The organism is Embleya sp. NPDC020630, assembly GCF_044334985.1.
GTDB lineage: Bacteria > Actinomycetota > Actinomycetes > Streptomycetales > Streptomycetaceae > Embleya.
This window is the reverse complement of the sequence record NZ_JBIRUB010000008.1, coordinates 349,272-363,017: the sequence shown is the minus strand read 5'-3', so window position 1 is coordinate 363,017 and position 13,746 is coordinate 349,272. Positions and strand designations below refer to the sequence as shown.

General features: G+C 72.3%; 12 protein-coding genes. 8 read left to right on the top strand and 4 right to left on the bottom strand.

The features are described from left to right. Positions 1-247 precede the first annotated feature (247 nt). Positions 248-1,114, top strand: coding sequence for a methyltransferase domain-containing protein (locus ACH4XV_RS27680; protein ID WP_395794304.1), 867 nt, complete (start codon positions 248-250; stop codon positions 1,112-1,114). A gap of 35 nt (positions 1,115-1,149) precedes the next feature. On the opposite strand, the gene ACH4XV_RS27675 is transcribed toward ACH4XV_RS27680, so the two are convergent. From ACH4XV_RS27675 to ACH4XV_RS27665, 3 genes are read right to left on the bottom strand one after another with little or no spacing between them, the layout of a single operon-like run. Next, positions 1,150-2,289 (bottom strand): damage-control phosphatase ARMT1 family protein, encoded by a 1,140-nt coding sequence (locus ACH4XV_RS27675; protein ID WP_395794302.1) that lies wholly within the window; start codon positions 2,287-2,289, stop codon positions 1,150-1,152. Further along, positions 2,286-3,182, bottom strand: a complete 897-nt coding sequence (locus ACH4XV_RS27670) for an ABC transporter permease (protein ID WP_395794300.1) — start codon at positions 3,180-3,182, stop codon at positions 2,286-2,288. Before ACH4XV_RS27670 ends, ACH4XV_RS27675 begins: the two co-directional genes overlap by 4 nt. Then, the gene (locus tag ACH4XV_RS27665) at positions 3,182-5,959 is read right to left on the bottom strand and encodes a CocE/NonD family hydrolase (RefSeq protein ID WP_395794298.1); all 2,778 of its coding nucleotides are present in this window, start codon (positions 5,957-5,959) and stop codon (positions 3,182-3,184) included. The genes ACH4XV_RS27670 and ACH4XV_RS27665 overlap by 1 nt, the downstream gene beginning before the upstream one ends. A 153-nt stretch (positions 5,960-6,112) precedes the next feature. Between ACH4XV_RS27665 and ACH4XV_RS27660 the strand changes: the two genes are divergently transcribed. The 4 genes from ACH4XV_RS27660 to ACH4XV_RS27645 all read left to right on the top strand — a co-directional run bounded on the left by ACH4XV_RS27660 (position 6,113) and on the right by ACH4XV_RS27645 (position 10,666). Then, the gene (locus tag ACH4XV_RS27660; RefSeq protein WP_395794296.1) at positions 6,113-6,928 is read left to right on the top strand and encodes a (Fe-S)-binding protein; all 816 of its coding nucleotides are present in this window, start codon (positions 6,113-6,115) and stop codon (positions 6,926-6,928) included. Then, positions 6,925-8,421, top strand: coding sequence for a lactate utilization protein B (locus ACH4XV_RS27655; RefSeq protein WP_395794294.1), 1,497 nt, complete (start codon positions 6,925-6,927; stop codon positions 8,419-8,421). The genes ACH4XV_RS27660 and ACH4XV_RS27655 overlap by 4 nt, the downstream gene beginning before the upstream one ends. Continuing rightward, positions 8,418-9,065 (top strand): lactate utilization protein C, encoded by a 648-nt coding sequence (locus ACH4XV_RS27650; protein WP_395794292.1) that lies wholly within the window; start codon positions 8,418-8,420, stop codon positions 9,063-9,065. The genes ACH4XV_RS27655 and ACH4XV_RS27650 overlap by 4 nt, the downstream gene beginning before the upstream one ends. A gap of 149 nt (positions 9,066-9,214) precedes the next feature. After that, positions 9,215-10,666, top strand: a complete 1,452-nt coding sequence (locus ACH4XV_RS27645) for a class II fumarate hydratase (protein ID WP_395794290.1) — start codon at positions 9,215-9,217, stop codon at positions 10,664-10,666. Positions 10,667-10,693: 27 nt separating this feature from the next. On the opposite strand, the gene ACH4XV_RS27640 is transcribed toward ACH4XV_RS27645, so the two are convergent. Next, on the bottom strand, positions 10,694-11,656 hold the full coding sequence (locus ACH4XV_RS27640; RefSeq protein WP_395794288.1) for a GlxA family transcriptional regulator: 963 nt from the start codon (positions 11,654-11,656) through the stop codon (positions 10,694-10,696). Positions 11,657-11,728: 72 nt separating this feature from the next. On the opposite strand from ACH4XV_RS27640, the gene ACH4XV_RS27635 reads away from it, so the two are divergent. From ACH4XV_RS27635 to ACH4XV_RS27625, 3 genes are all read left to right on the top strand, one after another. Further along, positions 11,729-12,064 carry a cupin domain-containing protein gene (locus ACH4XV_RS27635; RefSeq protein ID WP_379999606.1) on the top strand — a complete coding sequence of 112 codons (336 nt, stop codon included), beginning with the start codon at positions 11,729-11,731 and terminating at the stop codon, positions 12,062-12,064. Positions 12,065-12,436: 372 nt separating this feature from the next. Then, complete coding sequence (locus tag ACH4XV_RS27630; protein ID WP_078976832.1) at positions 12,437-12,988, top strand: peroxiredoxin; 552 nt, start codon at positions 12,437-12,439, stop codon at positions 12,986-12,988. 3 nt (positions 12,989-12,991) lie between these two features. After that, positions 12,992-13,516, top strand: coding sequence for a carboxymuconolactone decarboxylase family protein (locus ACH4XV_RS27625; protein WP_379999604.1), 525 nt, complete (start codon positions 12,992-12,994; stop codon positions 13,514-13,516). Positions 13,517-13,746: the final 230 nt, after the last annotated feature.

Genomic DNA, 13,746 nt, shown 5'->3' with positions numbered 1-13,746 from the left:
CGCCGAACGACTCGCGGTCGAAGTGACCCCACCTACGTCCCGTTGGCGGTCCGCACTCACGTACACCCCAAGGCACCTCTTTGTACCCACATGGTGGGAACGGACAAAAGACCATACCTGGCGACTGCGCGACGGACAGGTCGATGAGGAGGCGTGGCTGCGTGTGGCCTACTCGAATACGTCTCTTGTTACGCGGGTCGGGCCGAGGCATGCCGATGACGCGTGCCTCGGGGAACGGGCGACCGGGGTGCCCACCTCGTCGAGCACGATGCCGGGGCTGGTCGTGCGGATGTTGCGGCATGGGTTGCTCTACGACGGGGCCGATCTCGCGTTGATCGGCACGGGGACGGGGGCCAGTACCGCCCTCGCGGCGCACAGGCTCGGCGACGCGCGCGTGACGTCCTTCGACGTCGACCCCTACCTGACCGAGGCGGCCAAGGCGCGGCTCGCCTCGATCGGCTCGGCGCCCCGTGTGATCACCTGCGATGCGACGGGGCCGCTGCCCGGGGACTTCGACCGCATCGTGTCCATGGTCGCCTTGGGCAACCTGGCCGGCCCGCTTGCCGCGCTGCGTCCCGGAGGCCGTCTCGTGACGACCCTCCGGCGCATGCAAGTGATCGTCACGGCCGACAAAGACGCCGACGGTACGGCGCGGGGGGTGGTCGAGTGGGACCGCGCCGGGTTCATGGGCACTCGCACCGGCGCCGACTACGAGCCCGGGGCGGGCAAGCTTTTCGCGGATGTCCGTGACCGTGAGGGCGAGCAGGTCACGCAGGGGCGTTACCCGGTGCTCGACGTCACCGAGGCGTGGGCGTTGCGCTCCATGCTCGAACTCGCCGTGCCGGGCGTCGAGGCCCATTACGAGGAGCGAGGCGAGCAGCGCACGGCCTGGCTCGTGCACGTCGACGGCTCCTGGGCGCGCGCCTCGGCGACGTGGATCGACCCACCCACGGTGCACCAGGGCGGCCCGCGCCGGCTGTGGACCACGTTGGAGCGCATCCGACACCGCCTGAATGCCGAGGGAGAGCTGCCGCTCTACGGCAGCCGCGTGCACATCACCCCCGACGGCGTCTGCCATTTCACCCGTGGGAAGTGGACTGCGGCGTACGGCTGATCGGGCCGGGGTCGGCGAACGCGGTCCATGGGGTCCTACGTGCTCACCTGGATCAGGGCGTGGGTGCCGGTGGTGCGCCAAGGGGTCGTGCCTGCTTCGAGGGTGGTCAGGGTCGGCGTGGTGAGGCCGATCACCACGTCGGACTTGAGGGTGCGCAGCGCGGCCACCGGGCTCGGGAAGTGGGTGACGCGGTCGGTGAAGGCGGTGGTGGGGGGCCAGTGGTGGTCGCCCACCAGACGGCGGTAGTTGAGGTCGCCCTTGAGGATCGTCAGCGTCGCCGTCGACAGGTCCCGGCGCAGGTCGTCGGGCATCGCCTCATACGGCGAGGGGGCGCAGAAGAACGGGTGGGCGCCCACCCCCAGCCGGCCCGCGGACAACGCCGACCACAGCCGGGCGCCGACGGCGGCGGCCCGCCCCGGCGCGGCACGCAGCCGGTCCAGCGCGGCCAGGAAGTCGGCCGTGACGGCGTCCGAGACGAAGTACGGGTACGGCTTGAGGTGGAGCACGGCCCGCGCGGCCCGGCCCGCGTGCAACAGGTGGTCGAGCAGGACCAGATCCGGGATCAATTCGCGCCCGGCGTTGTCCGCGATCAGGTGCACCTCGGCCGCGCCGCCGACCGGGAGCCGCGACCACAGCCGGGCGCTGTCGTCCGCGACCAGGTGCGAAGCCGCCGGGTCGCCCCCCGACGCGGACATCCGAAAGCCCAGGTCCGCCCGATTGCCCCACAGCGCGCCCCGCAGGAGCGCCTCACCCGACGATGCCCCGACCGCGTCGAGCGCCGCCAACTCCTCGTCCACCACCGCGCCGCGCAACTCGTCCCGCTTGAACGGCCCGAAGGGGTCGACCCCCCGCCACGGACCGGGCTCGAAATAGCCGGTGGCCGCGAGCAGCCGACGGTAGAAGTAGCTCTCCGCCCACAAGAACGGCACCTCGAACCACGAACGCCCCACATGGGCGCCCCACCCACCGGCATCGGGCGCATCCGCCGGCAGCGGAGCGATCACCCCGCCGGAGACCTCGCCGAGCAGGTCGTCCAGCGCCCGCCGGCGCTCCGGCGGCCACGGAAATGCCGCCGACACCCGCCCCAGCAGCGCCGGATGCCGCTCCGCGAGCACCGACCGCGCGAACGACCCCGGCTCGGCACCCGTGACCACCGGAGCCTCGTCGGCGCTCACGACACGATGTCCTTGCGGCCGAAGTGGCGGAACGCCAGGGCCAGGAAGACCACCGCGTACGAGACCGACACCGCCGAGCCCTTGATCATGCCGTCCCACTGCGGGTCGGTCTGGAGGACGTCGACCCACGCGAACTGCCAGTGCGTGGGCAGGTAGTCCCGCCACGACCCGAGCGCCGTCACCGCGTCCACGATGTTGGAGACCACCACCAGGCCGACCGCGCCGCCCACCGCGCCCAGCGGGGCGTCGGTGACCGTGGACAGCCAGAACGCGATGCCCATCACCACCAGTTGCGCCACCACGCCGTACGCGACCACCACCGACATCCGCCCCAGCGCCTCGCCCGTGGGCAGCGACGCCCCCACCGGCAGGTCCAACGGCCCCCATCCGAAGGCGATCGCGCCCGCGATCATCGCCATCAGCGGGAGCAACACCAAGGCCAGCACGCTGTAGCCGAGCGCCACCACGAGCTTGACCCGCAACAACCGGGCACGCGGCACCGGAGCGGCCAGCAGATACCGCAGCGAGGACCAACTCGCCTCACTGGCAACGGTGTCGCCGCAGAACAGCGCGACCGCCACCACCAGCAGGAACCCGGTCGAGACGAACAGGGTGAACGCGGTGAAGTTCAGCGCGCTCCTGGTCGCCACGTCCACCAGCGTCGGCACCGAGTCCGCCGACGGATCACCGCCGATCTTGAACGCGGCGACCAGGATCCACGGCAGCGCGAGCAGCAGCCCGATCATGAACAGCGTGCGCCGGCGCCGGAATTGGCGCACCGTCTCGACCCAGATCGGCAGGGTGTGCCGGGGGCGATAGCCGTGCGCGTGGGCCGCGCCCGGGATCGGGTGCGCGCCCTCCTCGGTCGGCAACTCGGGGAGCGTACGGGTCATCAGGACTCCCCAATCAGCGTCAGGAACGCGTCTTCCAACCGGCGGCGCGCGGTCACCCGGTCCACCGCGACGCCGGCGCCGACGAGTTCGGCCACCAGGGCGGAGGTCCGCGCGCCCGCCAGGTGCACGAGTACGCCGCCCTCCTCGGGCTCCACCGAGCCGACGCCCGGCAGGTCCTTCAGGGTCGCGATCGCCAGGTCCGGTACGGGTGTTCCGATCACCAGCGTGTTGCCGTTGCCGACGATCTCGCCGACCGGACCGGAGGCGATCAGCCGGCCCCGGTGCATCACCACGACGTGCGTACAGGTCTGTTCGACCTCGGCCAGCAGGTGGCTGGAGACCACCACGGTGCGGCCGGTGGCCGCGTAGCCGATCAGCACGTCGCGCATCGCCCGGATCTGCGGCGGGTCGAGCCCGTTGGTCGGCTCGTCCAACACCAGCAGGTCCGGCAGGCCGAGCATGGCCTGGGCGATGGCCAGCCGCTGGCGCATGCCCTGCGAGTAGGTGCGTACGTTCCGGTCCAGCGCCTCGCCGAGCCCGGCGATCTCCAGCGCCTCGTCGAAGTGCGCGTCCTCGTGCGGCCGGCCGGTGGCGCGCCAGTACAGCGACAGGTTCTCCCGCCCGGACAGGTGCGGCAGGAAACCCGGGCCCTCGACGAACGAGCCGAGCCGGGACAACACCGGCGCGCCGGGCCCGACCACCCGGCCGAAGATCCTTATCTCGCCGTCGTCCGGCAGGATCAGGCCCATCAACATCCGCAGCGTGGTGGTCTTGCCCGCGCCGTTGGGGCCGAGCAGACCGAGCACCTGGCCCGCCTCGACCCCGAAGGACAGGTCGTCGACGGCGAGCTTGCCGCCCTTGTACCGCTTGGTCAGGCCGCGGATCTGCAACGGGACGTCGGCCAGGTCCGGATCCGGCGCGGTCGCCGCCGCCCGGCGCCGCCCGGTGAGCAGCAGGGCCGCCGCGGCCACGACCGCGATCAGCGGCAGGCCCCACGTCCACCAGGGGTAGCCGGTCGAGCCCACGTGCAACCCCGGCACCGACGGCAGCGTCAGCGGCCCGGCGAGCGCGACCCGGTAGCTCGCGGGCGTGTTCGGCGACGCGAAGCCCAGGTCGGTCGCGGTCAACACGAGCCGCAGCCGGTGACCCGAGTCCACCTCGCGGTCGATCGCCGGCAGCCGGATCTCCACGTCCCGCCCGCCCTGCGCCCCGCTCACCCGGATCGGCGCGGCCAACTGATGCGGCAGCACGCTCGCCCCACCCGGCGCGATGTCGTACAACTTCGCGAACAACACGATGTCGTCGGCGCCCGAGACCCGCACCCGCGCGGTCGGCGAACCGGTGATGTGCACACTGCGATCGATCCGGTCGCTCTGGAAGAACGCGCTCTGCCCGGGGAGGTCGAAGGCGATCCCACCGAGATCGCCCGCACCGGCGGCCAGCGCGGCCGGCCCACCCGAGCCGGCCAACAGGCCGAGCCCTGGCAGCCCGGACACCGACGTCGGCGCGCCCCCCGGCGGATTGGTCACGGTCTGCTCCGGCCCCGCGAGCGTCACCTCACGCTGCCGGGTCCCGTCCAGGCCCGGGTAGTGGTCGGTGCCGGCGATCCGCAGCCGCTGCTCCCGGGTCGCACTGTCCACCCCGCCGGAGCGGGTCACCCGGAACGACCCGGCGGCGGCCGGCGCACCCGCCTTGGGCGCGGGCCCGCTCGGCTTGAGCCACCGGTCGAACCACCCCGTGACCCGGTCGCGCACCATCGCGCTCTGCGGCCGCCCGCCGTCGTGCCCGCCCGCCGTCCACACCATCTCCACCGGCGCGCCGTTGCGGGCGATCGCCGCCGCGTTGCGGTCCGCCTGGTCGAGCGGGAACAGCGAGTCGTTCTGACCCTGGATCAGCAGCGTCGGCACCGCGATCCGGTCCGCCACCGAGACCGGACTGGCCCGCCGCAGCAGGTCGACCGCCTGCGGCGTGGACTTGCCCGACACCGCCACCTCGCGGTAGATCGCGCAGACCCGGTCGTCGAACCGACCGCATCCGGTCTTCGCGTCTATCGGCGCGAGGCCGCCCAGCGGACTGGTCCCGGAGGAGAAGAACAACCCGGCCCACATCTTCTTGAACACACCCTCGGCCGGCCCGCCGCCCGCCGCGTTCGGCAGCAGCGCGTCGGCGAAGTCGTGCCAGGTGATCTGCGGTGCGATGGCGTCCACGCGCGGGTCGTAGGCGGCGGTCAGCAGCGAGAGCGCGCCGCCGTACGAGGCACCCGCCACGCCCACGCGCGGATCGCCGGGACCGTCCAGGCGCACCTCGGGCCGCGCGGCCAGCCAGTCGATCAGCGCCCGCGCGTCGGCCACCTCGTAGTCGGGCTGGTCCAGCATGATCTGCCCCGCCGAGCCGCCGAAGCCGCGCGCCGAATAGGTCAGCACCACATACCCCGAACGGGCCAGCGCCTCCGCGTCCCGGCGCAACTCGGCCTTGCTGCCGCCGAATCCGTGCGCGAGCAGCACCGCGGGCGCGGGTCCCCGCACGCCGGGCGGTACGAACAGCGTGGTGTCGATGCCGATCCGGGCCGGATCGCCCGGCCCCGCGGCCACATCCACACGCTGTTCGGTGGCGCGTACCGGCGTCGCGGCGTCGTCCCCGACGAGCACGCCGACCCCGAGGACCGCGATCACGACCACCACGAGGGCGAGGACACCGGCCACGACCCGTGACCGACGCGTGGTCAGTCGCGTGCGCACGGCGGCGAAGGGGCGGCCGAATGCCGTCCGGAGGCTCATGCGCAGACCCTACGTGGCAACCACGCAGGTCGGAGACCGGCCCCGATCCCGACGCCCCGCCGCGCCCCCCCCGTCACACGACCGGACGCGCCCGGCGGGTCTGGCCGGGCGTGCGCCACGGGACGTCCGTACAGTCGATCGCGGAGGTAAATCGTGCGTCTTGCCCTTTTCATCACGTGCTTCAACGACACGCTCTTCCCGCAGACCGGCGCGTCCGTGGTCCGGGTACTGCGGCGCCTCGGACACGAGGTGGAGTTCCCGTACGGCCAGGTGTGCTGCGGCCAGATGCACTTCAACTCCGGCTACCGGCGCGACGCCGTACCGCTGGTCCGGTCCTTCGTCGAGGCGTTCGAGGGCTACGACGCGGTGATCGTGCCGTCCGGGTCGTGCACCGCGATGGTGCGCGAGTATCACGCCACGGTGGCCCGCTCGGCCGGTGGCACGCTTCCGGAGGCCGTCGCGCGGGTCGCGCCGAAGGTGTACGAACTCAGCGAGTTCCTGGTCGACGTGCTCGGGGTGACCGACGTGGGCGCCTACTTCCCGCACAGCGTCGCCTACCACCCCACCTGCCACTCGCTGCGCATGTTGCGGGTGGGCGATCGGCCGACCCGGCTGCTGCGCGCGGTGCGCGGGCTGACCCTGGTCGACCTGCCGCGTGCCGACGAATGTTGCGGCTTCGGCGGCACGTTCGCGGTCAAGAACGCGCCGACGTCGGTGGCGATGGGCGGCGACAAGGTGACCGCCGTGCTGGAGTCCGGTGCGCAGGTGTTGTGCGCCGGGGACAACTCGTGCCTGACCCACATCGGCGGACTGATCTCCCGACAACACGCGGGCATCCGGGTACTGCACCTGGCGGACATCCTGGCCCGCACCGACGCGCTGCCGGACGTACCCGTGTACCGGCCGGGCCTGCCCGACGCGTCGGGCCTCGTCGTCGGGCATGCCCCGGGACCGGAGGCGACACGATGACCGCGGCGGTACACAGGGAACCCACCTTCGTCGGCATGCCGCCCTTCCCCGAGGCGGCCGAGGCCGAGCTGGCGAACCCCGTCCAGCGGGCCAATCTGCGCGCCGCCACGCACACCATCCGGGCCAAGCGCGACTCGGTGGTCGCGGAGCTGCCCGACTGGGAGCTGCTGCGCCGGGCCGGCGAGGCGATCAAGGACGACGTGCTGGCCCGGCTGCCCGGCCTCCTGGAACACCTGGAGGCGGCGGTGCGCGCGGCCGGGGGCGTGGTGCACTGGGCCCGGGACGCGGCCGAGGCGAACTCGATCGTGGTCGACATCGCCCGGGCCAAGGGCGTGGACGAGGTGGTCAAGGTCAAGTCCATGGCCACCGAGGAGATCGAGCTGAACAACGCGCTGGCCGCGGCCGGGATCCACGCGTGGGAGACCGACCTCGCGCAGCTGATCGTGCAGCTCGGCGACGACCTGCCGTCGCACATCGTGGTACCCGCGATCCACCGCAACCGCGCGGAGATCCGGGAGATCTTCATCCGCGAGATGGGCCGCGTGGGCCGGCCGGCGCCCGAACGGCTCAGCGACGAGCCGGCCGCGCTCGCCGCCGCCGCGCGGCTGCACCTGCGGCAGAAGTTCCTGCGCGCGAAGGTCGCGGTCTCCGGCGCCAACTTCGCCATCGCCGACACCGGCACGGTGTGCGTGGTCGAGTCGGAGGGCAACGGGCGCATGTGTCTGACCCTGCCCGAGACGCTGATCACCGTCCTGGGCGTGGAGAAGCTGTTGCCCACGTGGGGCGACCTGGAGGTGTTCCTGCAACTGCTCCCGCGCAGCGCCACCGGGGAGCGGATGAACCCCTACACGTCGACGTGGACGGGGGTCACCCCCGGGGACGGGCCGCAGGAGTTCCATCTGATCCTGCTCGACAACGGCCGCTCCGACGTGTTGTCCGACCCGGTGGGCCGCCAGGCGCTGCGCTGTATCCGGTGCGCGGCCTGTCTGAACGTGTGCCCGGTGTACGAGCGCACCGGCGGCCATGCGTACGGGTCGGTGTACCCCGGGCCGATCGGCGCGATCCTGACGCCGCAACTGCGCGGCATCGCCCGGCATCCGGTGGACGCGCAGACCGCGTCGTTGCCGTTCGCGTCGACGCTGTGCGGGGCGTGCTTCGACGCGTGCCCGGTGCGGATCGACATCCCCGAGGTGCTGGTGCATCTTCGTGCACAGGTTGTGGACGGCGGGCGCGGGCCGCACGACCGGGCCGAGGACGCCGGGATGAAGACGCTGCGGTGGACCTTCGAGAAGCCGTGGCGGATCGGCTTCGCCCAACATGTGGCCGGGGTCGGCGCGCACTTCGTGCGCCACGGCGTGATCGGTCGGGTCCCGCTGCCGAAGCGCATCTCCGGGCCGGTCGGCGCGTGGTTCGCCGACCGGGACGCGCCGGCGCCCCCGGCGGAGTCGTTCCGGTCCTGGTACAAGCGCACCGAAGGGGGTCGGGAGCTGTGACGGTGGAGCGCCACGAGGCGGACCGCGAGGCGCGGACGGTGGTCCTGGACCGGCTCCGCGCCGCCCTCGACGACCGGCCCAAGCCGCCCCCGGTACGCCGGACGTATCGGCGCGAGCGCCCGGCGGGCCTCGACCCGGTCGCCCGGTTCGCCGCGCGGCTGGCCGACTACGACGCGACCGTGCTGCGCGTACACGACACCCGGGACCTGCTGCTCGGCGCGAGCGACCTGCTGCGCCAGGCCGGGGTCACCCGACTGGTGGTGCCGCGCGGGAACAAGCTGGCCTGGCTGAGTCGGCTCGGCGCGGAGCTGGTGGTGGACACGCCCGAGCTGAGCCGGGACGAGATCGGCGCGATCGACGCGGTGGTCACCGGGTGCGCGCTCGCCGTCGCCGAGACCGGCACGATCGTCCTGGACACCGGCCTCGACCAGGGCCGCCGGGTGCTCACGCTGCTGCCGGACTACCACCTGTGCGTGGTGCGCGCCGATCAGGTCGTGGGCACCGTGCCGGAGGCGGTGGCCCGGCTCGACCCGCGCCGCCCGCAGACCTGGATCTCCGGCCCGTCGGCGACCAGTGACATCGAACTGGAGCGGGTGGCGGGGGTGCACGGGCCGCGGACGCTGCACGTGTTGCTGATCGGGTAGCCGGTTCGGGACCGCCCGGGACCACTCCCCAGCGCCCGGGCCGCCCCCGATCGTCCGGCCCAGCCCCGACCGCCCGGCGCCGGCCCGCAGGAACAGGCCGGGCCGAGAAGCCGTTGTCGCCAGGGAACGCTTTCTAGGAGGCCACAGCGATGTCCGAGGCAGCAGCGAGCGCGGAGCCCACCGCGGAGCCCACCGCCGGTCCGGGGGCGGACCCGTCCGGCGAGTTCCGCGTCGAGCACGACTCGATGGGCGAGGTCCGGGTGCCGGCCGCCGCCAAGTGGCGGGCGCAGACCCAGCGCGCGGTGGCGAACTTCCCGATCTCCGGGCAGCACCTGGAGCCGGCGCACGTGGAGGCCCTGGCCCGGATCAAGGGCGCGGCGGCCCGGGTGAACGCCGAACTGGGCGTGCTGGACAAGGAGACGGCGGAGGCGATCGAGCAGGCCGCGGTCGAGGTGGTCGGGGGCCGCTGGGCGGACCAGTTCCCAGTGGACGTGTTCCAGACCGGGTCCGGCACCTCGTCGAACATGAACATGAACGAGGTCCTGGCCACGTTGGCGACGGAGCGACTGGGCCGGGACGTACATCCCAACGACCACGTCAACGCGTCCCAGTCGTCCAACGACGTCTTCCCCTCCTCGATCCACATCGCGGCGGCGCTCGCGGTCACCCACCGGCTGATCCCCTCGCTCGACCACCTCGCCTCCTCCCTGGAGTCGAAGGCGACCGAGTTCGCCGACGTGGTCAAGTCCGGCCGCACCCACCTGATGGACGCCACGCCCGTGACCCTGGGGCAGGAGTTCGGCGGCTACGCGGCGCAGGTGCGCTACGGCGTGGAACGACTGCACGCGACGCTGCCGCGCGTGGTCGAACTGCCGCTGGGCGGCACCGCGGTGGGCACCGGGATCAACACCCCGCCCGGCTTCTCGGCCCGGGTGATCGCGGAGATCGCGGCGGCCACCGGGCTGCCGTTCGTCGAGGCGCGCGACCACTTCGAGGCGCAGGGCGCGCGGGACGGACTGGTCGAGTTGTCCGGCCAATTGCGCACCGTCGCGGTCGGCCTGAACAAGATCGTCAACGACCTGCGCTGGATGGGCTCGGGGCCGCGCACGGGTCTGGCCGAGATCCGGCTGCCGGACCTGCAGCCGGGCAGCTCGATCATGCCGGGCAAGGTCAACCCGGTGATCCCGGAGGCGGTCGGCCAAGTCGTCGCGCAGGTGATCGGCAACGACGCGGCGGTGGCCTTCGGCGGCGCGGCGGGCAACTTCGAACTCAACGTGATGTTGCCGGTGATCGCCCGCAACCTGCTCGAATCGATCCGCCTCCTGGCCAATGTCACGCGGGTGCTGGCGGATCGTACGGTGGCCGGCATCGAGGCCGACGTCGAGCGGATGCGCGAATACGCCGAGTCCTCCCCGTCGGTGGTCACGCCGCTGAACCGCTTCCTGGGCTACGAGGAGGCAGCGAAGATCGCCAAGCAGTCGCTGGCCGAACGCAAGACGATCCGCCAGGTGGTCATCGAACGCGGCCACATCGAGGCCGGCCGCCTCACCGAGGCCGAACTCGACACGGCGCTGGACGTGTTGGGGATGACTCGGCCGTAACCAACGGCCCCCATACGGCGCCGGCCCTCACGCGAGCCGCGCGGCCTGGCCCGTGGCGCTCCCCGGCGCCCGAAACGCCCGGCGGTACGCGCCCGGGGTGGTGCCCACCCTGGTGCGGAAGCGGCGGCGGAGGTTGACCGCGGAGGTGAGGCCGACTCGGGTGGCGATGGCCTCGATCGGCAGGTCCGTCTCCTCCAGCAGGGTGCGGGCCGCGGCCACGCGCCGGGACAGGAGCCAGGCGCCGGGGCTGGTGCCGAGGCGGTCGGCGAAGCGCCTGGCCAGCGTGCGGGGCGAGACGCCGAGGCGGGCGGCCAGGTCGTGCACGGTCAGCGGGGTGCCGACGCGCTCGTCGGCCCACGCGAACAGGTCGTCGAGGCCGTCCTCGGGCGCCGGCGCCGGCCGCACCCGGCCGTCCTCGCGATGCGGTGGCAGCACCATGTCCCGCGCGAGGAGGGCGGCGTGCGCGGCCCCGTGGTCGCGCCGGACCAGGTGCAGGCACAGATCGAGGCCCGCGCCCGCGCCGGCGCTGGTGGCGACGTCGCCGTGGTCCACGTACAGCCGGTCCGGCTCCACCCGCACCCGGGGGAACTCCCGGCGCAACTGCTCGGCGCGCGCCCGGTGCGTGGTGGCCGAGCGGCCGTCCAGGAGGCCGGTGCGGGCCAGCGCGAACACCCCCGAGCAGATGCTCACCAGCCGCGCCCCACGCGCGTGCGCTCGCAACAACGCGCGGCGCACGTCGGCGGAGAGCGGCGTCTCCACCGGCAACCACCCCGGGACGATGACGGTGTCGGCGCGGTCGAGCGCCGCCAGGTCCTGCGGCACGTGCATCGTGTATCCGCCGGTGGTCGGCACCGGCCCCGGCGTCTCGGTGCACGTTTCGAACGTGTAGTGCTGCGGCACCCCGGCCCGCTCGGTGCCGAAGACCTCGACCGCGCAGCCGAGTTCGAACGTCGACTGCACCGGCCGCACCAGGGCCACCACACGATGCATGGCACGAACGTACCCCATGGTGTCCGTCCGGACCCTGTCCCGCCGCGGCCCACCCACGGCACCGTGGAGGGCATGCATCCCGAGATCCTCGCCCAGCCGGGCTATGTGTCCGCGTCCGTCGACGAAGCCCCGATCCGCACGCTCTTCCCCGGGGTTCGGTTCCGCCCGTTATGGAAGGCGCCGACCGGTGCGCACGCCGGCGTGCTGGAGATGGACCCGAACTCCGCCTGGCCCCGCCGCGACGTACACGAGCCCGGCCCCGAGGAGGTCTACGTGGTCGCCGGCACCTTCAACGACGGCGCACGCGACTACCCGGCCGGCACCTTCCTGCACGCCCCCGCCGGGTCGTGGCACCTCCCGTCGACCACCACCGGCTGCACGTTGTTCCTCTTCTACCCGGCGGGCTAGCCAGGTCGGGTCGGCCACATTCCGTGACCGACCCGACCCATCCATCCATTCGGTCGCGAGGTGCTCCGATCGCCCACGACCACCCCCGCCCACCCACTCGGCACCCGGGCCGGACACCCTCCGAAATAGGCCGATTCGGCACTCGCGAGAGTGACGCGTATGCTCCTTCCGGCCCCCTCCACCGACCGTCGAACATCCGCGCGCATGGATTGAGCTGGTCGTTCGCCACCTCCCCCGCACTGATAAGTGATCACGATCAATAGATGAAGCGTTGCTTATTTCATCTATCAATTTGGCTGTGACATCGTGATCAACGTACGTCCGACCGGGGTGGTGAACCTGCCTCCCCGGCCCCCCTGCGGAGGAGATCCAGTGCTTACTGTCGGTAACCAGTTCCCCGAGTACGACCTCACCGGCGTCGTGTCGCTGGAGGCGGACAAGGCCTTCGAGCAGATCACCAACAAGTCGTACGACGGCAAGTGGCGCGTCGTGTTCTTCTGGCCCAAGGACTTCACCTTCGTGTGTCCGACCGAGATCGCCGCGTTCGGCCGCCTCAACGAGGACTTCCAGGACCGTGACGCGCAGCTGCTCGGCGTGTCCGTGGACTCCGAGTTCGTGCACCTGGCCTGGCGCAAGGACCACCCGGACCTGACCGACCTGCCGTTCCCGATGTTGTCCGACCTCAAGCGCGAGCTGTCCTCGGCCGCCGGCGTGCTCAACGCCGACGGTGTCGCCGACCGCGCGGTCTTCATCATCGACCCGAACAACGAGATCCAGTTCGTGATGGTCACCGCCGGCTCGGTGGGCCGCAACCCCGACGAGGTCCTGCGGGTCCTCGACGCGCTGCAGACCGATGAGCTGTGCCCGTGCAACTGGCAGAAGGGCGGCGAGACCCTCGACGCCGCCAAGCTGATGGACGCCTGATCCATGGGTCTCGACGTCCTGAAGGCCGCACTGCCCGAATACGCCAAGGACCTCAAGCTCAACCTGGGCTCGGTCGTCGGCAACTCCAAGCTCCAAGAGCAGACGCTCTGGGGCACGGTGCTGGTGTCGGCCATCGCCACGCGCAGCCCGAAGGTGCTCGCCGAGTTGGAGCCCGAGGCCAAGAGCCGGCTGTCCGAGGAGGCGTACAACGCCGCCAAGGCCGCCGCCGCGGTGATGGCGATGAACAACATCTACTACCGGTCGATGCACCTCATCGGCGACCCGGAGTACAGCAACCTGCGGGCCGGGCTGCGGATGAACATCATGGCCAACCCGGGTGCCCCGAAGGCCGACTTCGAACTGTGGTCGCTCGCCGTCTCGGCGATCAACGGCTGCGGTCGGTGCCTGGAGTCGCACGAGCAGGTCCTGCGCAAGGAGAACATGCCGCGCGAGACGATCCAGGAGGCGATCAAGATCGCCGCCGTGATCCACGCGGTCGGCGTGACGCTGGAGTCCGAGCAGGGCTGACCCGCCGGAGTCCGGACCGGGGCCGAGAGCACGCCCCAAGCCCGAACACCCGCGCACAGCACGCGAGAACGACCCGAGAGAGCCCGTCCCCACCCGGGGGCGGGCTCTCCCGCGTCACGCCGCTCATCCCCCCGAGCACCCCTCACCGCCCCGCGCGCGACCACCCCACCGGCCGGGACCGAATCGTCCACCGCACCCGAACCGCCCCGCGCACCCAGGTCGCCCGCCAC